Here is a 25,714-nt window from a genome sequence, read left to right as displayed (position 1 = left end):
TACGTCCCGAGCCTTTTTGAAGCCGTGTCCAGCCCGCAAAGGGAAGAGCAATGGATACGAGTACATCCACGACAATGCCCGCGGCGACAAGACGGCAAATCCTTATCGGGACCGGAGCCGTGGCTCTCGCCACGACGCTGCCTTTGGCGGCCATGGCGTCTGCGAACTCAATCAATCCAACCATTGAAGATGGGAGTGAGATTATGAACAGCATCAAGGTGAAAGATGGCGCGCAGATCTTCTACAAGGACTGGGGAACAGGTCAGCCGATCGTGTTCCACCACGGGTGGCCGCTGAGCGGCGACGATTGGGACAACCAGATGCTATTCTTTCTTGGCAAAGGCTTCCGGGTCATTGCTCACGACCGGAGGGGACATGGTCGCTCAAGCCAGACCTCCGACGGCAATGACATGGATACTTACGCGGCCGACGTCGCCGCGCTCGCCGAGGCCCTCGACCTTCGCGATGCGATCCATATTGGCCATTCGACCGGCGGCGGCGAGGTCACCAGATACGTCGCCCGGCACGGTAAGGGCAGGGTGGCCAAAGCGGTGCTCATCTCTGCGATACCTCCCGTGATGGTCAAGTCGGCCACGAACCCTGGAGGACTCCCGATCGAGGTCTTCGACGGCTACCGCGCCGCCTTGGCGGCAAACCGAGCGCAACTCTATCTCGATATCGCCAGCGGACCGTTCTACGGTTTCAACCGCCCAGGCGCCGTTATCGCCGAAGGCACTATCCGCAACTGGTGGCGCCAAGGCATGATGGGCGGAGCGAACGCGCACTACGAATGCATCAAGGTGTTCTCGGAAACCGATTTCACCGAGGACCTGCAGATCATCGACGTTCCGGTCCTGATAATGCACGGAAGCGACGACCAGGTCGTGCCCATCGCCGACTCTGCCGAACTCTCCGTCAAGCTGCTCAAGAACGGAAAACTCAAGGTTTACGATGGCTACCCGCATGGAATGTTCACCACGCATGCCGATGTGATCAACGCGGACCTGCTCGCCTTTATCAAGGCGTAACCGCACGGGCACGTCAAAAGGCCTGCCCCCGCGATCTCCTCAAGTCAATTCAAAAGCTGTCGGCCCACCTAAGGCTGGCTGCGGAAAGGTATGTCATGAAGACCGAACACATGCTTTCCCGGCGTGGATTTTGCCTTTGCTGCATAGGCGCTGTCACCTTCGCGGCGACCGGTGGTTGGATGAGCCCACGCGCGGCCTATGCCGAGGCGCGCGGGCTGGTGAGCCTCATTAAGGACAGCGCCGCCAAGGCAGACATTGCCACTCACAAGCTGAGGAATAACATCACCATCCTCGAAGGCTCTGGCGGCAATGTCGCGGTCTTGGGCGGCAAGGACGGCCTCGTCATGGTTGACGCGGGCATCAGCGTGTCGCGCCCCCAGATGACGAAGGCGCTCGCGGCCTTGTCCCCCGAGCCCGTGACCCATCTGATCAACACCCACTGGCATTTCGATCACGCGGACGGCAACCCCTGGGTCGGTTCCGGCGGCGCCAAGATCATCGCACACGAGAACACTCGCAAGTACCTTTCGCAGGTTCAACGGGTCGAGGACTGGGACTACAATTTCCTGCCGATGGAGCAGAGTGGGGTTCCTAAGCACGTCTTCTCAAAGGAGCATTCGCTCAAGCTGAACGGCCAGTCGGTAGCCATGAAATATTATGGCCCGGCGCACACCGACGGCGACATCTCGGTCATGTTCGGCGAGGCGGACGTCCTCCATGTCGGCGACACCTACTGGAACGGTATCTATCCCTTCATCGACTATTCGACGGGCGGCGGCATTGACGGGATGATCGCGGCTTCGGATGCGAATCTGGCCGCGTCGACCAACGACACGATCATCATCCCAGGCCACGGAAACCCCGTGAGCAATCGCGCGGAGCTTCAGGAATTCCGCGACATGCTTGTCGCCGTGCGCGAGAAGGTCGCGGCGCTCAAGCACCAAGGGCGATCGAGAGACGAGACAGTCGCCGCCAAGCCCACAGCGTCGTTCGATGGCAAGTGGGGGAATTTCGTCATCGATCCAAGCTTCTTCACGCGGCTGGTCTACGAGGGCGTCTAGTACGAGCCTTCGTCTATCTTCCGATTTCTTCTGGCGCTTCCTCCCAACGCACACGCCGTCGGGACGCCCTTAGGGGCGTCCCCCGAACTGAACCTTACGGAATTCCGAACCCTAGGAGACAGCCATGTTGGAAGCAAAAAGTGCTCTTTTCATCGATATCCCGGTCGAACTAAAGGAAGTGAAGTCTGTTCACAGCATCGGGGGTCTTCAGTTCGAAGGCGACCTGCCAGCCGCGCTGTTCCATCTTCAACTGATCACCACGGACATCGCGAACTGGAAGGCGACATCGGACGTGATCGTGGTCTTCCACACCAATGCGGGTCACGTCACGCTCAGTGACGCAGCCTATAATGCGTCGCGCAACATTGCCACCGGCAACCCCTACAAGAAGCTGGTTGCCGACCTCATCGACAAGGGCGTCAAGGTCGAACTTTGCGGTGCGACCGCGAAGGTTAACGGCTGGGGAAACGCCGATCTTCTCCCCCGCATCAAGATCAATCTCGACGCCATGGCACGCACGATCCAGCTCGTGCAGAACGGCTTCGTCAAGATCACAGAGTGACGGTCGGTTCACCCAATCGAATCTCATTGGGAGCAAAGGAGACCGCCATGCCGACCCATGCACCGATCAGAGTTGGCATCATCGGCGTGCATCCCGACCGCGGCTGGGCCTCGACCGCCCATGTGCCTGCGCTGAGAGATTTGCCGCAGTTCAACCTTTCTGTCGTGAGCCATCACCGGATCGAAACTGCGCAGGCGTCAGCCGAGAAATTCGGTTTCAAGTACGCGGTCTCGTCAACGGAAGAGCTTGTGAACCACCCTGATATCGATCTGGTGGTCGTTACGGTGAGGGTACCGGAACACTTTCAACTGGTAACTGCGGCGCTTGAAGCGGGAAAGTCCGTGTTCTCCGAATGGCCACTCGCAATGAACTTGCGTGATGCGGAAACGATGAACTCGCTCGCCGTCGACAAACGCGTCTCCACAATGATCGGCCTTCAGACCCGCGCGAATCCGACGGTCCGGCACATGCGTGAGCTCATCAGGCAGGGCTATCTTGGCGAAGTGCTCTCGTCCTCGATAATCGGCTCGGGGATCACTTGGGGGGAAGAACTGGAAGAGGCCTTTCGATATACCTTGGACCCGTCGAAGGGCGCAAGCATGCTGCACGTGCCGTTTGCCCATACTATCGACGCCTTACTGTTCGCATTGGACGACAACTTCCACAGCGTGTCGGGGACACTGGTCAATCGTCGCACCACGATTAGGATGACGGAGAGCCAGGAAATCGTTCCGCTCGACGTTGCCGACCAGATCGCCTTCAGTGGGAAGCTCACGTCAGGCGGCCTGGTGACAAGCCATTTCCGCGGCGGACTGTCGCGAGCTACCAATTTCCGTGTGGAGGTCAACGGTAGCAGGGGTGACCTGTTGCTGACGAGTCCTGTCAGCTACGTGGGCCTTGGGGGATTCAAGCTTATGGGGGCACAAGCAGGCGAGTCCCTTCATCATATCCCCGCACCGGACGCCGGCGAAAACGTCCTGACGGGCAACGTCAGAAACCTCTACGATTTCTTCGCTTCCGACATGACTTCCGGCACGCGTAAGGGGCCGACGTTTGGAGACGCCGTCACACTGCATCGTCTAATCGACGCGATCGAGCAAAGCGGGGGAGTCGCGCGCGATGTCTGAGACGACGCAAGCGCTGGTGATGTGTGCGCCCGGCGGATCTGAGTTCTACCGGTTCGAGATAACAAGACCTCAGTCCTCGGACGAGCTTTGTCTGGTTCCGCGCGACCGGCTTGAAGGCTGTCTGGATGCCAGTCGAAGCAGTTGGATAGGGGGTCTTGGAGGTCTGTATGTATTTCGGCGGTGTTATCACACCCTGTACGACCAAAATTGGGTCGCCAGCGGAATGGCCGCTTCCAGATAATTTCGGCCTGATCGCGGACGGTCAGCTTCTGATGCGGTGGACGGCTCTCCTCCCTTCCTGCGGTATGATCGCGGGATTAGAGCTGGAGGAGCGCTATGATGAAGAACGTTACGACGATCGGTCTGGATATTGCCAAGTCCGTGTTTCAAGTCCACGGCGTGGATGCGGCTGGCGAGGTTGCAGTTCGCAGGAAGCTGACCCGTGGGCGTGTGCTGGCATTCTTCGAGAGTTTGCAGCGATGCCTTGTCGGGATCGAGGCGTGCAGTTCGTCGCATTATTGGGCTCGCGAGCTAATCGCACGAGGCCATGATGTGCGTCTGCTGCCGGCACAGTACGTGAAGCCCTATTTGAAGCGGCAGAAGAACGATGCGGCCGATGCGGAGGCCATCTGCGAGGCAGTGAGCCGGCCGACCATGCGCTTCGTGCCGGTGAAGTCGCCGGCGCAGCAGAGCGTGATGATGCTGCACCGGGTCCGATTGATGCTCAACCGCCAGCGCACGCAGATATCGAACGCCTTGCGGGCGCATCTGTCCGAGTTCGGGGTCGTGGCGCCGATCGGGCGGAATGGGATCGAGCAACTGCTTGTCGTCATCAATGATGAGACCGATCAGAGGGTGCCGGCCGATGCACGGCTGTGCCTTCGCATGCTTGAGGCCCAGCTCAGCGTCGTGAAGGAACAGATCCTGGAGAACGATCGCCGGGTTCGAGCTAGTGCGCGTGAGACCGAGCTTGGTCGCCGGTTGATGGAGATACCGGGCGTCGGTCCGCTGCTGGCGAGTGCTTTCGTCGCCACGATCGCCGATGCACATGCATTCAAGTCGGGCCGCTGCCTGTCGGCCTGGATCGGGCTGGTGCCCAAGCAGAACTCCAGCGGAGGCAAGGAGAAGCTCGGCAGCATCTCCAAGGCCGGCAATCGCTACCTGCGCCAGATGCTCGTGGTCGGCGCCATGGCGGTCATCCGCTATGCCGAGCGGAACGGGACCAGGCGGCCATGGCTTGTACAGCTGATGACCCGGCGAACAACAAAGGTTGCAGCGGTTGCACTAGCGAACAAGACCGCCCGGATGGTCTGGGCATTGATGACCAGTGGCGAGCGCTACAGGGAGCCGGTCGTCGCGTAAAACGAGACCAGGCGAACGATCGCCAACGAGGTTGGGAAGGGCGGGCAGGAGCTAACTGCACAAAGCCGGTTGATACCGACGGATCGGGAAAACCCACTGGGGCCGTGCACTTCGAGTGCGAGCTTCCGATCGGGACCTGACACGCGAATTATGGCCAGCGGCACATGAAAGGCCGCACCTATAGGTCGGATACATGGCCGCACCAACCAGCAACGGCAAAAGCTCAAAGAACCCCTTGCCAACGGAGAGCCGTCCATACACGGCCCCTATGCTGCCGGACCGCAATGCGCCTCATGCCGCCGTCACTGTCGACATGCGACAGCCATTCTCTCACCCGGCTGTTGTCAAGCTACGACCAAGTTCGACCCTATCCATGCGATCGAAGGGATATTGTCCCTCGACAGGGAATGACGGCGCAGGGCAAAATGGCGGACAGCCCTAAGCTGTCGCTAATATCATTACGTGGGAGCCAATTCCCAATGATCGTCGTGAGGAGGGACCATGAAGTCCGATCAGAAATTATTCGCGGATGGCCTTGCCACATACCAAAAAGTTGTCTCAGCGAACTATATGGCCCACAGGGAAGTCTATGGGACTTTGCGCCGTGTGCTGCTTGAGGAGAACCTCGACGGCTTCGTCTTTGCCGATCTGGCCTGCGGCACGGCCACTGGTTCAGCAGCCGCACTGGCCGGCAGCAAGGTCACCAGCTACATCGGCGTCGACATATCCCAGCAGTCGCTTGATGTTGCGAAGGAAGCGCTTGCTCCACTCGCCTGTCCGGTCGAACTGCGGTGCGAAGATTTTGTGGCGGCCATCGATCGCTGGGATGGGCCGGTTGACGTTGTATGGATTGGTCAGTCACTGCACCATCTTCTTGCGCGGGATAAGGGCACCCTTATGCGCAAAATCCGCGACCTGCTGTCACCAGGCGGTCTTTTCATGATCTGGGAGCCGACGCTTCTTGAAGGCGAGGATCGCGAAGGTTGGCTGGCGCGATTTCATCAGGTAAGGCCAGATTGGGAGATGGTCTCGGACGAGGAGTTCGCCGCCTTCGAGAGCCACTGCCGCGCATCGGATTATGCCGAAACGGCCGCAAACTGGATTGGCATGGGGCGCGATGCCGGTTTCCGAACTGCGGATCAATTGATGATAGTGCCGAACAGACTCGCACGCGTCTACCGGTTCGGTCACTAAATTTCGACAGCGCGCAAACAATCACAGGGATGAAAGTCCCCAGATATTATCAAAATAGTTCGGCACAATCATACCGAACCACAAGTTCCCCCGGCGCGGCGCCCCCGTCGCCTGTCGCATCCCGTCAAAAGGTGCGGACTCATAGTGGGCATCAGGCGGCGGCGAAGGGCATCGACCCTGGCCATGCCTTAGGTTTTTCCCAGCATTGTGACGATGGTGTGCTAACTTCAAAAGCGGTTTGCACTGGGACTTGCCGAAGAATGCCGAGGATCAGCCTAGACCATCGGTTGGCGACACGTGCCGATATGCCGGCGCTGGTTATACTGATGAATGCGGCCATCGGCGAGCTTCAGAAGCCGTTCCTCACAGCGGAGCAGATCGCTTCGAGCCGAGCAATCATGGGGCTCGATACGCAACTCATTGATGATGGGACATATTTCATTGTGGAGCAAAATGGCGTCTTGGCCGGGTGCGGCGGATGGAGTCGGCGCGCAACCCTCTACGGCGGCGACCGTTCACCCGGGCGCGATGCAGCGCTGCTTGACCCGAGGAAAGACGCTGCGCGTGTGCGTGCCATGTATACGCATCCCAGCTTCATCCGCCGAGGCGTGGGTCGTCTAATTCTCGCGCTGTGCGAGGACGCCGCTCGCGGGGAGGGCTTCACAAGTGTCGAGCTTATGGCAACGATGGCCGGCGAACCGCTCTATCGGGCCTGCGGCTTTGAGGCGGTTGAAGAAGTCGTAGACAACAGAGGCGGAGCGGGCGTGCCGCTGTTGCGGATGAGGAAGGCATTGTGAATGATCGGTGGGCTCGCACTCACAGCCAGTAGCTGACGCTACGCTATAAGTGGTCCGGCCGGGAGGTTGCCTATGCCGCAAATCAGAGCCATGACTGTACAGGACGTGCCGTTGGTATCGCGGCTCATGGGCGAGTCTTGGCGCAGGACTTACTCGCCAATCATCGGCGCGGAAGCTACGGCCCGGATTTCGGATGAATATCACTCGCCCCAGCGGATCGCTTCGGAACTGACGGACGGCAACAAAATGTCGTTCGTGGCAGAACGGCCAGACGGCTCGATCGCTGGCTATGCGATGACCGAGACGGACGAACCTGGCGACGTCATCCTTGGCCGGCTCCACATCGATCAAAGCGAGTATGGCACTGGGCTAGCTTCTGATATTTTGCACGCTGTCATTGCCGCCCAATCGGGAATCCGCAGCATTGCCCTCGAAGTACTCGAGGGAAACGACCGCGCGATGGCCTTTTACCGCAAGCATGGTTTTGAAGTAGTCGATCGCAGGGCAGCCTCGCACGGCGCAGAAGGCCATGCATCGTTCATCATGCGGAAACTGCTACCACGCGCCTAGAGGCCAAACAAGAAAAGCCCGGCGGCGGGGTGAGCTCCGGGCTTTCCGTTGTGGGAGAGAGTGTCGCACTACTCAAGACAGGCCTGCGACGGCGTCAACGTATATTAGAAGATATGAATAAGTGGTTTCCGAGTTTCGTTAGGCAGGATCGCGCTCGCGCAGTTCGTCGCCGTTAATAGGTCTTCCGCTCCATTGGAGCGCTTCCGTGCCGCGGATGCGACGGACCGAAGGCGAGCGGCCGGGCTTGCAATGGGTTTCAACGATCTGAGTGTAACAGAAGTGGCCGGCACTAAAGGCTGGGAGAAGCCTAAATGGCGCCGGCCAAGGCGGGATAGAGGTCCGCCGCAACTCAAGCCATAGCTGATTTGACGTGGCGTCATGTTGTCCCCGATGGCGCACATTCAATGGCACAGAAATTGCATAGCAGTGGTTGGGGTCAGGGCACGGGGAGGCTCGCCGTCTCGCGAATGGGACGGCGAGCCCTTTTTTACCGGCGTTGTCTATTTTGCCTTTCGCTTCGCAGGTACCGCATTAGAGGGTGCAGCCTTGCGGCCTAAGCCGGACGCTTTTGCCAGCGCCGACCGCGTGGCCGCATAGTTCGGCGCGACCATGGGGTAATCGCGAGGCAGGTTCCATTTGGTGCGGTAATCGTCCGGAGTCATGCCAAGTAGGCCGAGGTGGCGCCTCATCGACTTGAACTTGCGACCGTCTTCCAAGCTTACGATGTAATCAGGAAACACTGATTTTTTCGGATTCACCGCGGGAGTTTTTGTCTCAGCCGGCGGCGCAATCTTGCCGCTGGCCAGGCTGGAAAGCGATGAATGGACCGAAGCAATTAGATCAGGAAGCCCGGCAATCGGCACTGGATTATTGCTGACGAATGCCGCGATGATGTCGGCCGTCAGTTCGACTAGTTCGGCGCCGTGGTCGTGTTCGTCGGTCATGTAATGGTCCCTGTTGAGCAAACCTGTCTAATAGGCCGGCTTTATTCACGCAACAACACGCCGGACATCTCAGTACGACCCTGGGCTTCAGGCTGAAGTGCAGAAGGCCTATCTGGCGCTGATGTCGCCGAGCAATGTCGCTCCTTTGGCGAATCCGTTGCCGGCCGATCGCCATCTTCTGGTCGATCGACAGGTGGCCGCGGGGAATTGCTTGGCATCCCTGCCGCATGGTCATTTCGGGCTATGGGTGGAGAAGCCTGTCGCGGTCCATGGCCTCGCAGTGCATGGCGCTGGCCAAAGGGAGCGAAGGCGAGAAGCGAGCGGCTTAGCCCGCCCCCTTTGGTGGACAAAAATTGACGAAAATCAATTCCGGCGCACGACGTTAGGGGAATAGTAGCTCGATGTGGCAGTCGATCCTCAGCGCGCCATTCTTCCGCAGTCTGGAACTCGCGGTTCTGGACAAGGAAGGTATGCAATCGCTCGTATTCCCGTGCGAAAGAACGGTCGAGGGGTGGAAGCACGCGATTACCGGAGTGCGTGTTCATGTTCAGCCTACCCATTGGCGCGACTGGATTGACTCGGCTCAGGCCGATCCATGAAAGGAACTTGGCGCGCGCTGGCGGGGCTGCTTTAACTCGCCCTGATTTTCTTGGATCCAGCTTAGCGCGTAGCGCTACATCTCATTGGAGCCGATCACGCCCGACTCGCCCTCAGAGAGGTTAGTTCGTGACGGTCCTGCGGCGGTGAATACTACACCAGCCACCTCAAACGCATGAAGTACGGCGGCGAGCTTCGTGGGACGCGGAATCCTCCGCCCGTTTTCAAAGTCGCGAATTGTCCCTTCGCTCAAACCGCACTTGGCAGCGAGCCTAACCTGAGACCACTTCAATAACGCCCGTGCCGCCCGCGACTGCTCTGGTGTCATCACCAAGATCGAAGCGCTTTCGCCTCTGCCGTTCCGCTGGCTGACGCCGTGGTTCGTAATGTCGTCGGCCATGACCGTTCCTCCTGGCAGAGAACAGCGGCTGACAGCGAATGTTCCATCTCGCTTATATAAGAGACAGCTATGGAGCCACCATTAATTAAGCCCGCACGTCAGGTCTTAGTCAGCAGCCTGACTTTGGAGAGCCTTCGCCGAGCGAGTCTGCCAGCCGCCTCCGCGAGGTGACTGCCAAAGGCTTCGGTGACGAATGCAAGGGTCATCAAGTCGATCAAGAAATCGTCGATGGCACTCGAGACCGCGTTTGACCGCCGCTCAATTTCAAGCAGCAGGGTGCGTGCCTCTGCTAACGCTGCCTGTGGTTCGCCCGCATCGAGTAGCGCTTCAAGTCTATCGAAAACCTTCACCTTAAGCCCCGCGAGTCCCATCCACGCGCATGCATGGAGAATTTAAGGGGTGATCGGCCTTGTCGTCGAGGACGAAAGAAGCTGCAATTAGGTCATCGCCGTCAATGCGGCCGCTCTCTCCACCCATGATGGCTGCGACCTTCTGAAAGGTCTTGATGTCTGCCTCTGTGATGCGCGCATCGCGCATCCTAGCCCTGAGCGAGGCCAATCGGGTATCGAGGGCTGGCGAAATTTCGACGTCATTCATCATTTTCAATCCTCCCTGGGCGCGGAGCGGAACTATTGGAAAAATGATCCGCCGCCCTCGTGGTGATCGGAAGGCGGCGGAACCAAAGACCGGCGATGAAGGGACTTTGATCGACGGTCGCCAGACAATTCAGCTGTTAGCCAAGCGTTCCGTAACTTCATCCTTCAACGGACCTTTTTTTCTGCCGAATGGACCAAAGTCGGACTCCAATCCGCCTCACGTCGGATCGCGGAACATTTGCGGAGTCGCAACGTTCGCTATCATTCACGTCGGCGTGACGGGGAGGGAGTGTCGAGTGCCTATTTCAGACGAGTTGAGGGACGAGTACCTGGAGTTTGAGTGCCCAAACTGTTCCCATGTAATGGTGAAGAAGGGCTCGTGGTTCAAGGTGATCTCGAACTTCAACTGCGACCAATGTGACGCCAGGATCAGGCTGGGCTATCCGGCCAAGCTTGATCTTTTCGAACAAAATAGGCGACGCATGGCCCTGTCTGCCCAGTGAGAGTTCAAGCGGAAGTGTGGGAGCGGCTCCGACAGGCTTGGGTTGGGGTTGCCGGAGCCGCCTGCAGCCTCAGGGTGAATTGACCGCGCCGCTTACTTTGGGCGAGGGCAGTCAATGATTCGTTAAAATGTCCCGGAACTAATTAAGCACGCGCTAATTGAATCCCGTCGCCGGAGTGTGTGTGCATGCGTAGAAGTCCCAGCCCTGGAAGGCTGAAATTCGTCCCGCCGCAATTGCCGCGCCTGGTCGAGACGCCGCCCGAAAGCGACGATTGGATTCCACGAAATCAAGTACGACGGGTACCGGACCCAGGTCATCATCGATTGGGACGGCGCGCGGGCTTATACGAAGACGGGGATTGACTGGACGTCGCGCTATTGGCCGATCGTGACGGCCGCTGAGGCGCTTGGGGCACGATCCGCAATCATTGATGGCGAGGTCATTGCACCGACACCAAACGGCGCTCCGGACTTCCGTGAGCTGCGGTCGGCAATGGCATGGAATGCCGAACGGCTGGCATTTGTGGCTTTCGATCTCCTGCATCTCGACGGCAAAGACCTTCGGCCGCTGCCGATCGTTGAGCGGCGGGCGATGCTTTGGGATCTGGTCAAGCCGGCAGACGGTATCATCCAATTCAGCGAGCATGTTGACGGCGGCGGCGCTGCATTCTTCCAAGGCGTTGAGAAGCTGGGCCTCGAAGGCATGGTGTCGAAGCGCCGCGGTGCGCACTACAGGAGCGGCGAGTCCGACGCCTGGCTGAAAATCAAATGCTACGAATTCAGCGAACTCGACCTGCTTGGCGTCAAGCGTGAGCCGGGCAAGCCCGCCATGGCCTTGATGGGGCAAGGCGGCAAGTATGCAGGGTCGGCGTTCATCACGTTGCCAAATGATGTCCGCGAACGGCTATGGAAAAGGGTGCAGGCCGCGCGGGAGGCGCCGGAGGGTTTTCCCAAGGCGATGACCGGAGTCGAGTGGTTGAAGCCCGGTATCAAGGCCAGGGTCAAGCATTTGCGGGGCGAGGCAAAACTGCGGCATGCATCGGTGAAGGGCATTGTTGTCGATGACGGAACCTAACCTGCCGATCGAAATTATGAGGCCATGAGCACACGCGGCACAGATTTTTTGTACAAATGGATTGGCGCCAACGTTCCCGCAACGGCCGACGTCATCTCAGCTGCCGAACTGGCCCAAAAGCTATTCGAAGATGCAAGAGCGATCGGCATCAGCAGCGTCGAGATCGAGGAAGACACCGGCAGCGCTTACGAGGCACTCCTCAACGCAATCTTACACCGTGATGCCGGCGTGGCGGACTGACCGCAGCGGCGCTATATCCACGCCATGGCAAAGTGGACGATCCAAGGTCTCATTGACGAGAAGATGAAGCTGCACGCGTACTGCCACGCCAGCCTGTGCTTCCACAACCAGCCTATCGACCTCGAAACCCTGAAGGCAAAGCTCGGCCCGGATGCGCCGGCAATGGCGGATGACCTGATTCCTAAGCTGAAGTGCGCCAAGTGTGGCAGCAAGAAGGTTGGGCTGATCTACTCCCCTGACACCACGCCGAACGCCTATGGGAAGGCAAGCCAATGACGGAAAAGCCCGCGCAAACCTACAGGCGGACGAGCGCTCACGAGATCGTAAAACCCGTACATTAGAATTCCATTGAAACCTTGATCAAAGGGAATATGAATCGCCCGTCACCATTTTGTTTCCCGCCCTTGGATGGGAGGTTGCACCATGGACAAGCGGGTTGTTACGGTCTCATCTCTCGACTGCGATATTGTTCGCAGCGCCTTCAGAAAATCCGTCATCGAAGAGAACATCCCCAAAGACCGGTGGCGAGAACACGCCGCGCTCTTGATCCGCGACTTTACAGGCAGCGACATCGATGACATCGATCCTGAATTGCTGGAATGGATCACACGGAAGTAGGGGCCAGAATGCGGGCTTCTCTAACGAGCGACGACCAATTGTACGGTCCAAGGAAGGCGATTAGCTCGCTGGCCTGTGCGTAGGTAATTCCGGTTTCGCTGACAAGACGGCGAGCAGCACCATCTGTCGCCGATGGCTTTCTTTGCTCGTCAACCATTTTGATGGGGTCCTTTCCGTATGGCCAAACGCGCGTAACACGGAATGGTCCCGCTGGCGCTTCACGGCCGAAGCTCGAAAGCCGGTATGCGAGGATGACGGCACCAAACGACGCTTAGCCCGCCCCTTGGTGGACAAAAATTGACGAAAATCAAATCCGGCTCATGACCTTGGGCGGATAGTGGCTCGATGTGGCAGTCGATCCTCAGCGCGCCATTCTTCCGCAGTCTGGAACTCGCGGTTCTGGACAAGGAGGGTATGCAATCGCTCGTATTCCCGTGCGAAAGAACGGTCGAGGGGTGGAAGCACGCGATAACCGGAGTGCGTGTTCATGTTCAGCCTACCCATTGGCGCGACTGGATTGACTCGGCTCAGGCCGATCCATGAAAGGAACTTGGCGAAGCTGGCAATAGAGCGTCAGAAGGCGCGGCATGCATCGGTGGCGTATGACAGCGACCGGCGTCGCGAAACGCTACCCTGGAATTGACTCGATAATCGCCCAATAGCGCGTATTCTATCTTCGTCGGCGCTCGTGAGGGGGCATCGCCGATTGGGAGACTAGACTGCCCTCTCGCCCATTTTGAGGGAGGCAGAGTTGCTACGCCTACGCCCAGACGATTTGGCGACCTGTCAGCGCGTATTCAATCGGATACGGCGAGCCGAAGCTGCGGCACGCCTCGGTGCAGGATTTCCGAGAGGAGAGCTGAAAATGGCCTACGCGATATTGTCCGGTGAGATAACAGTAAAACCGCGCCGGCCACTGCGGTTTACGGGACCCGCCAGGGCAAGTTTAGCGCTCCGCAAACGAGGGGCAATGCTTGGTCGCTGATTGTGCTACACTGGATGAAGCGGGAGGTGAAGCTACGAATGTATCAACCGAAGTTTCCGATCACGACAGCCGCAGAAGTGAAGGCGATCCTGGGGGAGGACTACCCCAGTCAGGTTGCCAAGATCATCGATCATATTGACCCGCATTGCCGCGCTTGGATCGAACGATGCCCGTTCATAGTTATCGCGAGCATCAATGCGTCCGGCGCGATCGACACTTCGCCTAAGGGCGACCCGCCGGGCTTCGTCAAGGTACTCGACGACCATACGCTGGCAATACCCGATCGCATCGGCAATAACCGTGGGGACACCTTTCTCAATGTGTTGGAGAACCCAAGCATCGGCATCCTGTTCATCGTGCCTATTCGTCGGGAGGTTGTTCGCGTTAGCGGCACAGCGCAACTGGTAAGAGACCCCGAGCTGCTTGAGCGCATGGCAGTTAACGGCAAACTTCCGAACCTCGCCCTGTTAGTTCGGGTGCGAGAGGCCTTTTTCCATTGCGGCAAGTCTATGATCCGTTCCCGTATGTGGGAGCCCGACCGTTGGGGGTCCGTCGAAGGGTTGCCGACCTATGCACAGGCCCTCAAGGATCATGGAGAGTTACCTGATAAACTGTCGAACCTTGAAAGGATGACTGCGGCCAACGAAACTGACAGGTTGTATTGACCGCGCAAGCGGGTCACTGCCTGGCGCAAGATCAAGCAGCGCCTAGTAGAGGAACCTAATCTGCCGCCGCAAATTTGTTTTCCATGGACGAACAGCCGAACCGAAACAAACTGGTTCCCGAGCCTGAGCCACGACGAGGGGTCAGCAAAGGTGTGTTGTTAGTGGCTGCCGCGCTGGTCGCGGCCTTTTGCACGCTACTGGCGTTTTGGTGGTTTGAATGAGCACACGCGGCATCAATTTCCTCGATCGATTGATCGCCAACAACCTTCCTGAGACGGCTAAGGCCGATGCCGTCTCAATAAGTGAACTCACACACAAGCTGTTTGCCGACGCAAGGCCCTAGGGATCAAGCGCGAAGAGATCGACGAAGAAGTTGACAGCCTATATCGAACGCTTGTCGATGCGGTAGTTCACTTTGACCCTGGCTTACCCGAATGAGCGCGCGGGGTCTGAAGTTTCTCGACAAATGGGTGGCCGAGCAACTGCCTATTGTGGCGCGGGGAGATCCGATCGCCGCCAGCGACTTGGCAGACCAATTGATGACTGCGGCCGACAAGGCTGGCATCGGCGCCGACGAAATTGCTGGCGAGGTCGAAAGCGTCTTCGAGGTGGTGTCAGCGGCGTTGCGGCGTCGACACGATGGGTTGAGAACTCGCAATCCGCTTGGAGGTTGGCATCGTGCCCCGGCCGGATTGTTCCGTTTCCGCTTTTGACTGCGATGTTGTGCGACAGTCCGGGCGGCGTTTTCGATGAGGGCTTTCGCATTTAGTTAGCGAGGGCTAATGTGCGGTCGGTCGAAAAGGGCCGCGCGCATGTTGGGCCGAGATTCTTTAGCGCCTCGTACAATCGTGCCCGCCACGATGCCCATCCCCATTTGCCTTGGTGTCGCCCCTGACGGGCTCTGGGTGGAAACATTCCAAACCGATGACGATGCCCGCCATTATTGGCGAGGTTATACCCTCGGAGGCGCCGTGTGCGCGATTTTGCTGATCATCGAGCTATTGGCAATTCACCTTCTGCTCTGAAGCGTAGCAACGCCGGTTGCCTTCAAAGCGGCTGTAGCGCTAACCGCCCACAAGGCGCATAGTCGTCATATGAACGTGCCAGCGACGCTCGACCTCGCCAATGACAACGGCACTCCAGAAGATCACCTAGCAGCGGCGACCGTGGCGATATACCGGGCCGTAATGGACCTAGACACGCCCGTTGACTTGCTGGTGGATGCTTTGGCCGTCGAGCCGGCTCTATGCGGCACTCAGCCGTAGGCGAACACACGGCCATGTGAATTGCGGCCTATGCGCTCTCTGACTACCTACCGCCCATGAGTAGGGCTGAAAAGATCATCCTTCTGACCACGCTGGCAGTGCTGATCGTGTTCATATTTACCGTCTGGCTTCTGAACGCGTCCGACTGGTCCGTGCACCTTTGACTCTAGTCGCTATCCAGCCGGGGCTGCGCTGGCTCTGTCATGTTCGGCTGGATGAACGGCGCCCTCGTGCCGGTGATCATCTCGATCGCCTCAACAGATTCACAGCTCTGCATTCTTGCGCGCCAGATCGGCATAAATATAGGTTCGGTCGCCATCGTGCTTTTCGATCAACGCCAACGCTTCCGGCCGTGTCATTTTGCCAATCTTCATCAGAAACTCGAACTCATGCTTCGGTATCGATGAGGCGAGACGGTCTAGCTGCATCCGCCTGGTTTCGCTTCTGTTTGCCAATAGGAACCTCCGTCAATCGGGTTATTCGGTCGCTGCTTGGGCCTGATGCGATAGAGCAAGCCGAGTTGTGGGATTCGGTTCCAGCCTCTTGCCATCAACCATCGGTGCGAGGAATATAGTCCTAATTATATACTTGACGTACCAATGACCGATTCGCTACAAAAAGCCGGACAGGCCGGCACTATCGAAACGTACCAAGGGCGCGGTGTTTGGGTCCCCGAAGGACTGACTGCGCGCGATATTATGGAAGGGGCGAAAGTGTTGGAACGCGATTATGATATCGCGCCGTTCACGTCTCGCGAGATGGTATGCCAAGTGCTTTTCGCGTTGCATCTGGCGGCCAATCATCCGGCCAGAGACGCGAGTTGAAATCGTGGAGTTCGACCAGCATATCGCCGAGGCGCTCGGTCAGGATTAGAAGTTCGTAACTCGAAAAACCGTATGCCGGCATCCCATTGTCGTCCTGCTTTCTCGCAACCTGTACAGGCGGAATGATCAGGAACCAGCGACTAGACGGGCTTGCTAGAGGTAGGCGGCCTCGCCAAAAAGTGAACCTACTGACTTCCACGACTATGCCGTGCGCGAACTCATTACGGCGGTCGGAAAAGCCGGTGACTGCCGTCATAAGACGGTCGAATTCACCTTCGAACTCTTGGTGCGAGTTCTGGACAAACCATTTCTCAGCGGCGCGCTTTAGGATGTCCGCTCGTTCGCGGTAAATTCTACCCTCGCCATACCCTCTTACGGACCCTAAAGTCGTGTCACCGACGAAGAAGCTGTAGAGTGTGGATAGTGAAAATTCGACCCGCTCCCATTCGTTGATTGCGCGGCCTAGCCACTCAAAAAGCCGTGTGTCGTCGGTGTCAGCAATGAGAGGGAGCGGCAGTTCCCAGGGATTAGGCATGACGATGGAAGATCCAAAAGACAAAGACCAGGAAAAGGGCGACGAGGTTTTGCGCCGGTTGCTCAAGACGCCGCCGAAGCCACACCAAAAGGAAGAGCGTCCAGATCGCTCTGGACGCCCCCCTGTTTTAAAAGAAGATCGAGAGAATGGCCGCGATGCCGAATAGGCAGAGCGCAACGTTCACCTTCACTTCCCATATTACCGATATTTGCTTCCGCATTGGGAGGCTCCTATCGGGGAGTACCGGTACAACCCCGTAAGGTTGAAACCATCCGGTCCATAGAAGGGGTATCCCGCCCTTCATGGCAGCATCGGTGCACCGTCCGCGTCACGTGCCGCTTTAGGTACGCCCCATTTGCCTCTCGGAGATTGGACCCACTTGGCCTGACGCGGCTGCGGTCCAGTCCAAGAATGGGCTATGACTTGTCCCGCAAGGGGAGGCTGCTTGGCGAGCAGGGCCTCAAAGGGGTCATAGTGATTCGGATGGTATGCCGACTCATTTCTTGGAGTCGAGTCGGCGTTTATTTCGTAGGTGAAGGAATTTTCGAGCCTTTTGCTTAGGCGTGACTGGCTTCACCAATCCGCCGATAGGTAAGGCGCTTGTCGCGAGCCATGCGGAGCAAGTCTTCGGCGCGTTCTGCATCTGAGACTTTCAGAGCGGCGCGGCGATTGTAGCGGAAGTCGAACTCGGCAAGGTAGCGGTGCAAGTGAGCTTCGCCGCAATGCTGGTAAACACCAACCATGCCGCGCTTGAAGACTGAGAACACGTTTTCGATCGTGTTCGTGTGGACGATGCGGTCTGCCTCATAGCGAACGTATTCGCCGCCAGTGTGCTTCACAGTCGCGTGGCTTGCGAATTCTTCGCCGGTGAACGTGTAGAAGTTGGACTCGTCGGTCATGAGCGTCGATTTGCGGTCGGCGTTGCGGACCAGCACGTCGCGCACAGACGCTTTGGTCGCGCGCTCGACGTGGAAGGAACGGACAGAGCCGCCGCGCTCGACCAGCGCCACGATAGAAGGCTTGGACGAGTTGGACGGCTTGCCGCGAATGGTGCGCTTCACAACCCTATCCTTCGGGCCGAAATAGGTTTCGTCGGCTTCCACGATCTTGCCTTCACCACCAAGCGGGCCGGACGACTTCACGTCCTCTTTCATGGCTTCGCGAATGCGGTGCGCCATGAACCAAGCTGTCTTGTAGGTGACGCCAAGCATACGGTGCAGCTGATGCGCGCTCATGCCTTTCTTTGACGAGGCATAGAGATGCGAAGCCAACACCCACTTGTGCAGGCCGATCTTGGAACGCTCGAATACAGTGCCAACCGTTACAGAAAAGGGCTGGCGGCATTCATTGCATTTGTAGACGCCGGGACGGGTAGATTTGCCAGCCAGCTTGGTGATGCGTTCTGGGCGAGCATTGCCGCAGTGCGGGCAATACGGACCGTGCGGCCAATGGATAGCTTCCAAATGTTCGCGAGCCTTGTCGGCGTCGTGGTAAATGGCGTTGGTCAGGTCGAACATTGCGATAACTCCTTGGATTTGTTATCGCAAAATACAGATGGTACGTCAAGTATATAATTAGGAATATAGTCCTCGTTGCGGCGACCCCTTCAACGGAGATCGCCATGCCTCAAAAGACACTCGCCGATACCTTCGCAGCCCGCGAAAGCGTCTATGTCAATTGCGGGCATCCTGTATGCTGCAAGTCGACCATGCTGGACATCCAGGCATTGATTGCCCGGCTCGGGCCGGATCATGGTTCCATGCATTGGGATCTTGTCGGGCTTTTCGGATGCTCGAATTGCAAGGCCGCCGGCCGGGATCGACGACCCGTGTTCTTCACCTGCATTCCTGACTATGAGGGCATTAACAGGGCTCGCAATCGCGATTGGAAACCGACCTTCAGGCGAAGTGATGAACCGCCGGCTTGACGTAACATTAGCCGCCTCTAAAGGTGGTGGTGCGGCAGGTGGTGCCCTCCATCGCTTGCTGAAGATCGGCCTCCGATCGGCCCGCGCTTCTTGTCCGCAAGAGAGAGGCGCGGGCTTAAAGATGCGAGGAAGTTTGTACGGAAATAACCATTCGATGCGAGGGCGGAACTAATAGCGGCCAATCGCCGTTTGTTAGGCTGGCCGGCGCCTTGTAACCCCTCTGGCTTACCGGCCATCCTGTGTACAAGGCCCGCTGCCCGCCGGCAGCGGGCTTTTTGTCAGCGCATTAGGTAGGCACCCATGCCGGCTATCAGGAGGCATGCGGCCATGCCAAGCATGTCGCGCTGCCGATAGCGCCAAGCGGCGCTGGCGAGCATCGCAGCGGTGATGGCGGCGATATAGATCGGTATCGCTGACTGTTCATCGCTTAGAACCCGGTGCTCCGCCAGATACAAATCGGACGCTACCTGGGCCGACAAGATAGACGGTCTTGCCCGGCGATGGCGGCTTGGGACCCTTCTTAGCGCGGTCCCGCTAGCGAGTTAAGCTGCCACCGGCTTTGTTCTTTGCCACCGGCCTCTTGCTGTCCTTCTTCTTTCCTCTCAGTGGTTTCCCAAGGTAGCCCATGTGTTACTGCCAAAGCCGATCTAATGCTTGCAACACGACTGACACGCCAGCGGCAGCAGCTGCCACTAGCCCATTTTCCCTGTCGGCCGATATCGAGCATCATGTCGTCGGTGCTGTCCCTGATCGGAATTGTGGCTGCTCTGATGCCTAGTCCAGCCGCAACTAAGCTCGTGGCAATTGAAAGGTATGGAATTAGCATCTGCTAGCTACCCCTTTTGAATCGTACGTCGCGAAGCGCATTGCGCGCCACCAGCCATGACGCGGCGGTAAAGGCCCCAAAATATGCTCCTCCGACCAAGTTGCCCTGATATAGCTGAAAAATCGCGACGAGTGGATTTGCGATCGCAGCGAATGCGAGCACGACGTACCACCAGAGCAAGAGCAGCCTGCTTACCATGGCTGTCAAAATGCATGCCGGCAGAACCGGCAGATCTTGGCGTCGACCCTCACATGTTCAGCGCACTGCGGGCATGTGTTCTCTAAAATGGGGCCGTTGGTATGCCGAGGAGCGTCTTCACTGATCCTGACCTGTACCGTTGGCCGCTTGTCCTTGGAGGCGAGCAGCAGCAAGCCACCAATCAGAGGCGTTGCATAATGGACAGCAGAAACCATGGCGCGCCTTGGCTGACGGCGGATGGAAGGCAACCACTTGGTGGATGGTAGCCTGAGCCGTACGCGCAATTGCCACACGTACGTCGTCCCCATCGCCACAAGTCGGCAATTCAACAACCGGACGTCGGATTATTCGTATGCAAATCAATTTTGCGACGCTATGGATGCTTCCTCAACGTCAGCTTTGGGGATTAGCGTGGCTCCGCACGGACAGCATGCCGTTGAAATTGTCGCAGGCAATACGTGGTCGGTTCGCGTCACCTTCAATGGCGTCACCAAAACCGTTGCCTTTACAGCTGAAAGCTACGCTCGCTCCTATGCTGACGGGCAGGCTTTTCGGCTTGGTGTTGAGGTGGTCAAGGTTAGGAAGAGCGCCTAATACCTTCGGCTGGAAGCCACCTGGGAAGGAGCACCCCGCTCTGGCTTCATTTTTCCCGCTTATCAAAGCTCATCTACAGAGCGCGCCAGAATGTTTCGCACATTCGAGACCTGCCACTGTCCGCCGCGGGCTGTTCGAACGCCTCGGTTATTCAAGGCAGTTGCCACCCCGCGCAGGCTGGTAATGCGGCAGCGACGGATGGATTCGATAACCGGAAGGACGGTTTCGGCGAAACGATCGGCAGCCTCCACCGAGATCTGTCGCCCCTTGGCGGCCGCCTGTGCGGAATTGGTTGGATTGCCGAGTTTCCTGCCGGTCATCTTGCGAGAGGCGAGGGCGGCTTTGGTGCGCTCCGAGATGAGACGGCGTTCCTTCTCGGCCAATGCCGCATAGAGGTGCAGCATGAAAGGGTCGGCATCAGCTCCGAGTTCGGCGACGATAAACGGAACGCGCTGAACCATAAGTCCGGCAATGAAGGCGACGTCACGCGAAAGCCGGTCAAGCTTGGCAACAATGACCGGACATTTTGCCTGGCGCGCCTTAGGGAGGGCGGCTGCCAGCTGTGGACGTCGGTTCAGGGGATAGGAGCCCTTGCCTGTCTCGACCTCAGTGAACTCGTGGAAGATCGCGATGCCTTCGGTTTCGGCGAAGCGGGTGACGGCTGCTCGTTGAGCGTCGATGCCGAGGCCTGATCGACCCTGCCTCTGGGTTGAGACGCGATAGTAGGCAACGGCGCTCTCCATGATTCAATCCCCGGTGGGTGTTCAAACTGCAAACCACCGTTTGCAGTGTGCTCACTCCGGTCAAATACGCAAGCTAACGCTCTGATGCGGCTGCATTATCCGCGATCTCCTGGCTTGTGGCCGCGCGGGTCTCTGGAGGTGCCAAAGGAGGAGTGTTTGTTATCCCGCCGCCCTGCTATCATTGCTCGTCGTAGCAAAAGACCATTCTATGGAGCGTGTGTCGTGCCCGTTTCCTATGACCTAACTGGAAAGACAGCCGTCGTAACCGGCGGGGCCAAAAGCATTGGCAAAGCAATTGCAGAGCGACTCCAGTCCTCTGGTGCGACAGTGCACGTGTGGGATCGAAACTCGAGTGAACTAAAGGGCGCAGTATCAACACAGCTCGACATCACAAAGCGTGATCAGGTTAACCGAGCAATCAGCGAAATAGTTGGTCGCGGCGCGCGTATCGATATTTTGGTCAACAATGCGGGTTATCTCGGGACGCTTCACCCGTTCGATGATCATGAACTCGCAGACTGGCGAAGCATTATCGAAACCAACCTGGTCGGCACCATGCAGGTAACGCAACTGGTGTTGCCACATATGCGCCGTTGGGGCGGCGGGCGCATCGTCAATATGGGATCGCTAGCGGGCAAGGAGGGTCTAGCCAACCTTGCGGCTTATTCGGCATCAAGCGCAGGCATCGTCGTCTTCACGAAAGCTCTCAGTCGAGAAGTTGCGGACGCCAACATACGCGTTAACTGCGTCGCTCCAGGCCCGATCGACACCGACATGATCCGAAACCTCGGAGCAACCGCAGTGGAAACCATGATCGGCGACAGCCCTATGAAGCGCCTCGGCAGAGTGGAGGAGGTTGCCCACATGGTGGCCTGGCTGTGCTCTGATGCTAGCGATTTCAATACTGGTGCCGTTTTCGACATGTCGGGTGGGCGAGCCCGCTATTGAGTGGAGAATGTGTCGGCCGAAGGTAATCCATTGGGACAAGGGTGTGCCCGTCCAGTAATCTTTGTGTGGCAAGACCCATCAAACACGCATGGAGGCTTCCGTGACGTCCACCTTCAATGTCGGAAAAGCCGCTGGCTATGAGCAGCTGATGGGCCGGTGGAGCAAACAGCTGGCACCTCTGTTCATCAATTTTGCCGGATTGTCCGACGGTGAACGGATTCTGGACGTTGGATGTGGCACGGGCAGTCTGACGTTCGCGCTGCCGAAAGCGGCAAATGTGCGCGAAGTTGCAGCGATAGATTTCTCGCCGGTTTTCGTGGAAGAGGCTAACCGGCTCAACACAGACCCGCGGATCCACATCCAGCAGGGCGATGCGACATCGCTATCGTTTCCCGACGCATACTTCGATCGAGCTCTAGCGCTGCTTGTTTTGCATTTCGTTCCCGAAGCAGGTCGCGCGATCGGAGAGATGCGGCGGGTGGTCCGGCCAGGGGGCGTCGTCGCCGCCGCGGTGTGGGACCATCTGGGCGGCATGCCGGTTATGCGGATGATGTTGGACACGCTCGCGGTTGTCGATGAGAACGCGCGAGCACTCCGAAGCCGGTACTGCTTCCAACCCATGATGCAGCCGAGTGAAATGAAGCAAAGCTTCATTAGCCAGGGACTTCACGATGTGGAGGAAACCCAGCTTTTGATCCGGATGGATTATTCTTCGTTCGATGACTATTGGGGTCCGATCACATCGGGAGAGGGGCCACTTGGAAAGTATGCAGCGGGTCTGGATCCGGCGATGCGAGCCAAAGCAGACGCTGCCGTTCGTGATGCTTACGAAGCAGGTCGCCCCGATGGTCCCCGTTCGTTCGTTTCGGTCGCATGGGCTTGCCGCGGGACCGTCGGGTAAGGCCTAGCTTTTCATTCTCTAAGCGTGTGCAGATCCTGGTCAATCGGCCTCACTGTTCTCAAACAAAAAACTGGAAATCGCGCCGCAAAGCTGCCGGCAACTCCAAAGAACGCCACGTGAACTGGCTGCTACGCTTTTTGCAACGCAACGCTACGGTATGAGACGGGACAGCCGAGCACAATGGGCAGTCCAAGCGACGCAACACGTTGATAGACAAGGATTTGACGGTATCAACCGGGAAGGGTAGGGATGCCAGCAACCGAATTTCAAGACCGGTGCCTGCGGCCCGAAACCGGAACATCATGCGCTGCGGATCGAGAGCGCGACGCCGCCTTTATCGCAACTGCAATGTCATTGATCCACGGCGGCGCAGAGTATCGCGTCTAGATCGATCATGGGCCGGGTTTGTCTTGGTAGTGAGGCAGTCATGAACACGCCCACCGCCACTCTGAAACCCCTTGGGGTGTCTAGGTGTGTCTAGGGGTATGGATCCGCGCGCATGGCGCCAGTCTGTGCAGAGGCGCCTGAACGACCACCTGGGCCGCGCCATGAGCCTGACAACGGGGCTCGACCTCATGGAGGCGGATTGCGACCTCGAAGACACTTCCGACGATGAACCGTCGCTTCTGTGCCTTGATGATCTGGAGCAGGACAACAGCGACTACGAGCCAGGCGGCGAGGGCGAGCCGACCATGGGTGCGTGCGAACGCCATCCCACGTCACGGGAAAGCCCATGGGGCCGCAGCGGCAAGTTGACGGTCTCGAGGGGCGGCAGACCGAGTGGGCGGGTTCCCGCGCCACCGCTCCAGGCCACGACGAGCGCGAAGCCGAAATACCAGCATGGCGGCGACGTGCTGGACGAGCCGCACGACGGCCGGGACGATGACGAGTACGAACTCGGCCGGACAGAGCACGTTGATCAGCGCCTCGCCGGGAAGGTCAACATGGAACCATCCCGAGAGCGAGCCTGATCTCGGCTGGTCAGGCCATGGGCGAGGCTGCGGCCCGAACGAACCCGCCGACCATCGGGAAGGCGACGACAAGCGAGAGTTCCATCACTGCGACTATAACGGCCCCGGCATCATATCGGCGGGCAGGGCCTATAGTCATTCCGCAAAGCGAAAAGATAGGCCCAGGGAGCTTTGCCTTCCGGAGCCTCTTTAACGGCGTTCCTGACCGTAGTGTAGATAGAGCAAGCCGGCGCATAGCAAAATGCCGATCCCATAAACAAGGATCGAAACGCCGGAAACGACCCAAACAAGCATCCGCTGCTTATCGGTCATTTCATTGTACCACGACTGCATACGAATCCCCCTAATGACCAGCTTGCGTATCTTCCATTTCGGCCATGTTCAACAGCCAAATGAGAGGGAGCTGCGCAAGGACAACACACCTTAGCCCGCTGCCTCACGGTGGCGGGCTTTTTCATTTAGCTCCGCCGGCTTACTGCAAGTGTTTTAACTGGTCCCCACATTCCGCCGGTAAAACTGTCAGAATCGGCGATCTGCAAGACGTTTGGCCGGTCTCTTTGATATTTTTCTCCGAACCAACCTTCATATTCGATCTGAATCGGAAACTCGGCCTGCGCCACCCAAAAGCTCTGGCGCGGATCTCTATGGGTTGTACCGAAGGAGCATGACGTCCGAGCACCGTTCTGGAGGAGACGGATCACGCTGGAAGGCTCGAAACAAGCCAACCACTGGCCCTTGTTCTCTTCGTTGGCTCCAGCGCCGAACGCCGCCTCCAGCGCTGTCCGATCACTAATGACGAGCTTGATATTCTTTGCTGGAATTGATCCGGAGTTAAGGATGACCAGGTTGTACGCGATGCCCTCGTTGCCGCCGTGGTGCGTTTCAACCATTGCCGTCACGATCGGTCGAAACTGACGATACCAAAAGAAGATGGAAAAACCTAAGGCCACCACCGAGACGATCAATGCAACAGCTGCGACTGCAAGATTGAGCAAGTCTGCGTATTCGCCCATTGTCGCCCCTTTTGCCGAGACCTCGACAATTGCAGGAAACATTTAGCACGGCAATTGGCGGTGTACGGCAAGGCGCTGCGGGACGATCGCCTAGAAGCAGCCCTTCGCGTCGTCTACTGTGGTGGCGCTTGAAACACAGTCGGCAACTCGCCGCGCCTTTGACTGTGCTGCCTCAAGGTCCGTGCGAGCCTCTTCGTAGCTGGAATTGAGCGAATTAAATTTGTCGACGAGCTCGTTGTAGTTGCCCCTTTGCGTATCATAAGCCTCGACGGCATCATCGAGCTTCGACTTGCATGCGAACCCCTCGTAATCGCAGGTGTAGGAGTCAAAGCAGACCGAATCCCTAGCTACGCATTGGGCTCCGCTCTTGCAGACGACGGCGCCGTAATCCAGGCAGGCCGGTTCGCCGAATGAGCATGAGAATGACTGGCCGGCCGGAGCGGGCATTGTCCAAAGGAAGGACGTCAACATTGCGACTATTGGTTTGTGCCAGCCCATGATCCCCCTCCCAAGGCTCTTATTCGCCCCATAGCGCTCAAGCATCGGAACAATACCTCTCGTGCGCTCCAGCGGGAAAGAGGGCGTTCGCATTTCGAATTCCCGCGAGGTACATCTGATCAAGCGTGGCGTCCTTCCCAATCTCTGC

The 25,714-nt window shown here is 58.0% G+C and carries 29 protein-coding genes and 1 pseudogene; 20 read left to right on the top strand and 10 right to left on the bottom strand.

Features of this window, described 5'->3' with window-relative positions; genetic code table 11:
* Nucleotides 1-203 precede the first annotated feature (203 nt).
* From AC1D1N_RS07975 to AC1D1N_RS07940, 8 genes are all read left to right on the top strand, one after another.
* Entirely contained in the window at nucleotides 204-1,028 is an 825-nt protein-coding gene (locus tag AC1D1N_RS07975) for an alpha/beta fold hydrolase (RefSeq protein ID WP_477347707.1), read from the top strand.
* A 95-nt stretch (nucleotides 1,029-1,123) separates the two neighbouring features.
* Nucleotides 1,124-2,089, top strand: coding sequence for an MBL fold metallo-hydrolase (locus AC1D1N_RS07970; RefSeq protein ID WP_477347705.1), 966 nt, complete (start codon nucleotides 1,124-1,126; stop codon nucleotides 2,087-2,089).
* Between the two features lie 124 nt (nucleotides 2,090-2,213).
* Entirely contained in the window at nucleotides 2,214-2,651 is a 438-nt protein-coding gene (locus tag AC1D1N_RS07965; protein WP_477347703.1) for a DsrE family protein, read from the top strand.
* A 47-nt stretch (nucleotides 2,652-2,698) separates the two neighbouring features.
* Nucleotides 2,699-3,778: a Gfo/Idh/MocA family protein gene (locus AC1D1N_RS07960; protein WP_477347701.1), complete on the top strand. Its 1,080-nt coding sequence runs from the start codon at nucleotides 2,699-2,701 to the stop codon at nucleotides 3,776-3,778.
* A 339-nt stretch (nucleotides 3,779-4,117) separates the two neighbouring features.
* Nucleotides 4,118-5,140, top strand: coding sequence for an IS110 family RNA-guided transposase (locus tag AC1D1N_RS07955; RefSeq protein ID WP_477345526.1), 1,023 nt, complete (start codon nucleotides 4,118-4,120; stop codon nucleotides 5,138-5,140).
* A 501-nt stretch (nucleotides 5,141-5,641) separates the two neighbouring features.
* Nucleotides 5,642-6,334: a class I SAM-dependent methyltransferase gene (locus AC1D1N_RS07950; RefSeq protein WP_477347699.1), complete on the top strand. Its 693-nt coding sequence runs from the start codon at nucleotides 5,642-5,644 to the stop codon at nucleotides 6,332-6,334.
* 326 nt (nucleotides 6,335-6,660) lie between these two features.
* Entirely contained in the window at nucleotides 6,661-7,131 is a 471-nt protein-coding gene (locus AC1D1N_RS07945; RefSeq protein WP_477347697.1) for a GNAT family N-acetyltransferase, read from the top strand.
* 72 nt (nucleotides 7,132-7,203) lie between these two features.
* Nucleotides 7,204-7,701, top strand: a complete 498-nt coding sequence (locus tag AC1D1N_RS07940; RefSeq protein WP_477347695.1) for an N-acetyltransferase family protein — start codon at nucleotides 7,204-7,206, stop codon at nucleotides 7,699-7,701.
* A 500-nt stretch (nucleotides 7,702-8,201) separates the two neighbouring features.
* Here the strand turns inward: AC1D1N_RS07940 and AC1D1N_RS07935 are convergent, their stop codons facing one another.
* The 4 genes from AC1D1N_RS07935 to AC1D1N_RS07920 all read right to left on the bottom strand — a co-directional run bounded on the left by AC1D1N_RS07935 (nucleotide 8,202) and on the right by AC1D1N_RS07920 (nucleotide 10,242).
* The gene (locus AC1D1N_RS07935) at nucleotides 8,202-8,645 is read right to left on the bottom strand and encodes a Ros/MucR family transcriptional regulator (protein WP_477347693.1); all 444 of its coding nucleotides are present in this window, start codon (nucleotides 8,643-8,645) and stop codon (nucleotides 8,202-8,204) included.
* Between the two features lie 673 nt (nucleotides 8,646-9,318).
* Nucleotides 9,319-9,642: a helix-turn-helix domain-containing protein gene (locus AC1D1N_RS07930; RefSeq protein WP_477347691.1), complete on the bottom strand. Its 324-nt coding sequence runs from the start codon at nucleotides 9,640-9,642 to the stop codon at nucleotides 9,319-9,321.
* Nucleotides 9,643-9,740: 98 nt separating this feature from the next.
* Nucleotides 9,741-9,992, bottom strand: a complete 252-nt coding sequence (locus tag AC1D1N_RS07925; protein ID WP_477347689.1) for a hypothetical protein — start codon at nucleotides 9,990-9,992, stop codon at nucleotides 9,741-9,743.
* Between the two features lies 1 nt (nucleotide 9,993).
* Nucleotides 9,994-10,242: a hypothetical protein gene (locus AC1D1N_RS07920; protein ID WP_477347687.1), complete on the bottom strand. Its 249-nt coding sequence runs from the start codon at nucleotides 10,240-10,242 to the stop codon at nucleotides 9,994-9,996.
* 769 nt (nucleotides 10,243-11,011) lie between these two features.
* On the opposite strand from AC1D1N_RS07920, the gene AC1D1N_RS07915 reads away from it, so the two are divergent.
* From AC1D1N_RS07915 to AC1D1N_RS07885, 7 genes and pseudogenes are all read left to right on the top strand, one after another.
* Nucleotides 11,012-11,815, top strand: coding sequence for an ATP-dependent DNA ligase (locus AC1D1N_RS07915; RefSeq protein WP_477348832.1), 804 nt, complete (start codon nucleotides 11,012-11,014; stop codon nucleotides 11,813-11,815).
* A gap of 24 nt (nucleotides 11,816-11,839) precedes the next feature.
* On the top strand, nucleotides 11,840-12,055 hold the full coding sequence (locus AC1D1N_RS07910) for a DUF768 domain-containing protein (protein ID WP_477347685.1): 216 nt from the start codon (nucleotides 11,840-11,842) through the stop codon (nucleotides 12,053-12,055).
* Nucleotides 12,056-12,079: 24 nt separating this feature from the next.
* On the top strand, nucleotides 12,080-12,331 hold the full coding sequence (locus AC1D1N_RS07905) for a hypothetical protein (protein ID WP_477347683.1): 252 nt from the start codon (nucleotides 12,080-12,082) through the stop codon (nucleotides 12,329-12,331).
* A 147-nt stretch (nucleotides 12,332-12,478) separates the two neighbouring features.
* Entirely contained in the window at nucleotides 12,479-12,673 is a 195-nt protein-coding gene (locus AC1D1N_RS07900; RefSeq protein ID WP_477347681.1) for a hypothetical protein, read from the top strand.
* Between the two features lie 1,023 nt (nucleotides 12,674-13,696).
* Entirely contained in the window at nucleotides 13,697-14,323 is a 627-nt protein-coding gene (locus AC1D1N_RS07895) for an MSMEG_1061 family FMN-dependent PPOX-type flavoprotein (RefSeq protein ID WP_477347679.1), read from the top strand.
* Nucleotides 14,324-14,540: 217 nt separating this feature from the next.
* Nucleotides 14,541-14,761 (top strand): annotated as a pseudogene (locus tag AC1D1N_RS07890) (DUF768 domain-containing protein).
* A complete protein-coding gene (locus AC1D1N_RS07885; protein WP_477347677.1) occupies nucleotides 14,758-15,036 on the top strand; it encodes a hypothetical protein in 279 nt (92 codons plus the stop codon). Before AC1D1N_RS07890 ends, AC1D1N_RS07885 begins: the two are co-directional and overlap by 4 nt.
* A gap of 1,296 nt (nucleotides 15,037-16,332) precedes the next feature.
* Here AC1D1N_RS07885 and AC1D1N_RS07880 read toward each other — a convergent pair.
* Complete coding sequence (locus tag AC1D1N_RS07880) at nucleotides 16,333-16,947, bottom strand: hypothetical protein (RefSeq protein ID WP_477347675.1); 615 nt, start codon at nucleotides 16,945-16,947, stop codon at nucleotides 16,333-16,335.
* Here AC1D1N_RS07880 and AC1D1N_RS07875 point away from each other — a divergent pair.
* A complete protein-coding gene (locus AC1D1N_RS07875; protein ID WP_477347673.1) occupies nucleotides 16,946-17,113 on the top strand; it encodes a hypothetical protein in 168 nt (55 codons plus the stop codon). The genes AC1D1N_RS07880 and AC1D1N_RS07875 overlap by 2 nt on opposite strands.
* A gap of 391 nt (nucleotides 17,114-17,504) precedes the next feature.
* On the opposite strand, the gene AC1D1N_RS07870 is transcribed toward AC1D1N_RS07875, so the two are convergent.
* Both AC1D1N_RS07870 and AC1D1N_RS07865 read right to left on the bottom strand, forming a co-directional pair.
* Entirely contained in the window at nucleotides 17,505-18,464 is a 960-nt protein-coding gene (locus tag AC1D1N_RS07870) for an IS1595 family transposase (RefSeq protein WP_477347671.1), read from the bottom strand.
* A 688-nt stretch (nucleotides 18,465-19,152) separates the two neighbouring features.
* Nucleotides 19,153-19,353, bottom strand: coding sequence for a hypothetical protein (locus AC1D1N_RS07865; RefSeq protein ID WP_477347670.1), 201 nt, complete (start codon nucleotides 19,351-19,353; stop codon nucleotides 19,153-19,155).
* 782 nt (nucleotides 19,354-20,135) lie between these two features.
* Between AC1D1N_RS07865 and AC1D1N_RS07860 the strand changes: the two genes are divergently transcribed.
* On the top strand, nucleotides 20,136-20,492 hold the full coding sequence (locus tag AC1D1N_RS07860; RefSeq protein WP_477347668.1) for a hypothetical protein: 357 nt from the start codon (nucleotides 20,136-20,138) through the stop codon (nucleotides 20,490-20,492).
* A gap of 62 nt (nucleotides 20,493-20,554) precedes the next feature.
* Here AC1D1N_RS07860 and AC1D1N_RS07855 read toward each other — a convergent pair whose 3' ends face one another.
* A complete protein-coding gene (locus AC1D1N_RS07855; protein WP_477347666.1) occupies nucleotides 20,555-21,235 on the bottom strand; it encodes a recombinase family protein in 681 nt (226 codons plus the stop codon).
* A gap of 222 nt (nucleotides 21,236-21,457) precedes the next feature.
* Between AC1D1N_RS07855 and AC1D1N_RS07850 the strand changes: the two genes are divergently transcribed.
* From AC1D1N_RS07850 to AC1D1N_RS07840, 3 genes are all read left to right on the top strand, one after another.
* Nucleotides 21,458-22,183 (top strand): SDR family NAD(P)-dependent oxidoreductase, encoded by a 726-nt coding sequence (locus tag AC1D1N_RS07850; RefSeq protein ID WP_477305382.1) that lies wholly within the window; start codon nucleotides 21,458-21,460, stop codon nucleotides 22,181-22,183.
* A gap of 100 nt (nucleotides 22,184-22,283) precedes the next feature.
* The gene (locus AC1D1N_RS07845; protein WP_477347665.1) at nucleotides 22,284-23,084 is read left to right on the top strand and encodes a class I SAM-dependent methyltransferase; all 801 of its coding nucleotides are present in this window, start codon (nucleotides 22,284-22,286) and stop codon (nucleotides 23,082-23,084) included.
* Between the two features lie 485 nt (nucleotides 23,085-23,569).
* Nucleotides 23,570-24,055: a hypothetical protein gene (locus tag AC1D1N_RS07840; protein ID WP_477347664.1), complete on the top strand. Its 486-nt coding sequence runs from the start codon at nucleotides 23,570-23,572 to the stop codon at nucleotides 24,053-24,055.
* Between the two features lie 458 nt (nucleotides 24,056-24,513).
* Here AC1D1N_RS07840 and AC1D1N_RS07835 read toward each other — a convergent pair whose 3' ends face one another.
* Both AC1D1N_RS07835 and AC1D1N_RS07830 read right to left on the bottom strand, forming a co-directional pair.
* The gene (locus AC1D1N_RS07835; protein WP_477347662.1) at nucleotides 24,514-25,068 is read right to left on the bottom strand and encodes a hypothetical protein; all 555 of its coding nucleotides are present in this window, start codon (nucleotides 25,066-25,068) and stop codon (nucleotides 24,514-24,516) included.
* A gap of 90 nt (nucleotides 25,069-25,158) precedes the next feature.
* Entirely contained in the window at nucleotides 25,159-25,566 is a 408-nt protein-coding gene (locus AC1D1N_RS07830) for a hypothetical protein (RefSeq protein WP_477347660.1), read from the bottom strand.
* Nucleotides 25,567-25,714 lie beyond the last annotated feature (148 nt).

The sequence above is a fragment of the Mesorhizobium sp. P2_B5 genome, assembly GCF_056404775.1.
This window is presented reverse-complemented; position numbering and strand designations above follow the sequence as displayed.

What these genes read in the sequence shown, in the direction of transcription:
- AC1D1N_RS07895 (WP_477347679.1), top strand. Translation starts at nt 13,697, where the DNA reads ATGTATCAACCGAAGTTTCCGATCACGACAGCCGCAGAAGTGAAGGCG.
- AC1D1N_RS07945 (WP_477347697.1), top strand. Translation starts at nt 6,661, where the DNA reads ATGAATGCGGCCATCGGCGAGCTTCAGAAGCCGTTCCTCACAGCGGAG.
- AC1D1N_RS07875 (WP_477347673.1), top strand. Translation starts at nt 16,946, where the DNA reads ATGACGATGGAAGATCCAAAAGACAAAGACCAGGAAAAGGGCGACGAG.
- AC1D1N_RS07935 (WP_477347693.1), bottom strand. Translation starts at nt 8,645, where the DNA reads ATGACCGACGAACACGACCACGGCGCCGAACTAGTCGAACTGACGGCC.
- AC1D1N_RS07910 (WP_477347685.1), top strand. Translation starts at nt 11,840, where the DNA reads ATGAGCACACGCGGCACAGATTTTTTGTACAAATGGATTGGCGCCAAC.
- AC1D1N_RS07885 (WP_477347677.1), top strand. Translation starts at nt 14,758, where the DNA reads ATGAGCGCGCGGGGTCTGAAGTTTCTCGACAAATGGGTGGCCGAGCAA.
- AC1D1N_RS07860 (WP_477347668.1), top strand. Translation starts at nt 20,136, where the DNA reads ATGGAAGGCAACCACTTGGTGGATGGTAGCCTGAGCCGTACGCGCAAT.
- AC1D1N_RS07835 (WP_477347662.1), bottom strand. Translation starts at nt 25,068, where the DNA reads ATGGGCGAATACGCAGACTTGCTCAATCTTGCAGTCGCAGCTGTTGCA.
- AC1D1N_RS07965 (WP_477347703.1), top strand. Translation starts at nt 2,214, where the DNA reads ATGTTGGAAGCAAAAAGTGCTCTTTTCATCGATATCCCGGTCGAACTA.
- AC1D1N_RS07960 (WP_477347701.1), top strand. Translation starts at nt 2,699, where the DNA reads ATGCCGACCCATGCACCGATCAGAGTTGGCATCATCGGCGTGCATCCC.
- AC1D1N_RS07870 (WP_477347671.1), bottom strand. Translation starts at nt 18,464, where the DNA reads ATGTTCGACCTGACCAACGCCATTTACCACGACGCCGACAAGGCTCGC.
- AC1D1N_RS07920 (WP_477347687.1), bottom strand. Translation starts at nt 10,242, where the DNA reads ATGATGAATGACGTCGAAATTTCGCCAGCCCTCGATACCCGATTGGCC.
- AC1D1N_RS07905 (WP_477347683.1), top strand. Translation starts at nt 12,080, where the DNA reads ATGGCAAAGTGGACGATCCAAGGTCTCATTGACGAGAAGATGAAGCTG.
- AC1D1N_RS07940 (WP_477347695.1), top strand. Translation starts at nt 7,204, where the DNA reads ATGCCGCAAATCAGAGCCATGACTGTACAGGACGTGCCGTTGGTATCG.
- AC1D1N_RS07950 (WP_477347699.1), top strand. Translation starts at nt 5,642, where the DNA reads ATGAAGTCCGATCAGAAATTATTCGCGGATGGCCTTGCCACATACCAA.
- AC1D1N_RS07955 (WP_477345526.1), top strand. Translation starts at nt 4,118, where the DNA reads ATGAAGAACGTTACGACGATCGGTCTGGATATTGCCAAGTCCGTGTTT.
- AC1D1N_RS07970 (WP_477347705.1), top strand. Translation starts at nt 1,124, where the DNA reads ATGAAGACCGAACACATGCTTTCCCGGCGTGGATTTTGCCTTTGCTGC.
- AC1D1N_RS07930 (WP_477347691.1), bottom strand. Translation starts at nt 9,642, where the DNA reads ATGGCCGACGACATTACGAACCACGGCGTCAGCCAGCGGAACGGCAGA.
- AC1D1N_RS07830 (WP_477347660.1), bottom strand. Translation starts at nt 25,566, where the DNA reads ATGGGCTGGCACAAACCAATAGTCGCAATGTTGACGTCCTTCCTTTGG.
- AC1D1N_RS07975 (WP_477347707.1), top strand. Translation starts at nt 204, where the DNA reads ATGAACAGCATCAAGGTGAAAGATGGCGCGCAGATCTTCTACAAGGAC.
- AC1D1N_RS07855 (WP_477347666.1), bottom strand. Translation starts at nt 21,235, where the DNA reads ATGGAGAGCGCCGTTGCCTACTATCGCGTCTCAACCCAGAGGCAGGGT.
- AC1D1N_RS07880 (WP_477347675.1), bottom strand. Translation starts at nt 16,947, where the DNA reads ATGCCTAATCCCTGGGAACTGCCGCTCCCTCTCATTGCTGACACCGAC.
- AC1D1N_RS07900 (WP_477347681.1), top strand. Translation starts at nt 12,479, where the DNA reads ATGGACAAGCGGGTTGTTACGGTCTCATCTCTCGACTGCGATATTGTT.
- AC1D1N_RS07840 (WP_477347664.1), top strand. Translation starts at nt 23,570, where the DNA reads ATGGATCCGCGCGCATGGCGCCAGTCTGTGCAGAGGCGCCTGAACGAC.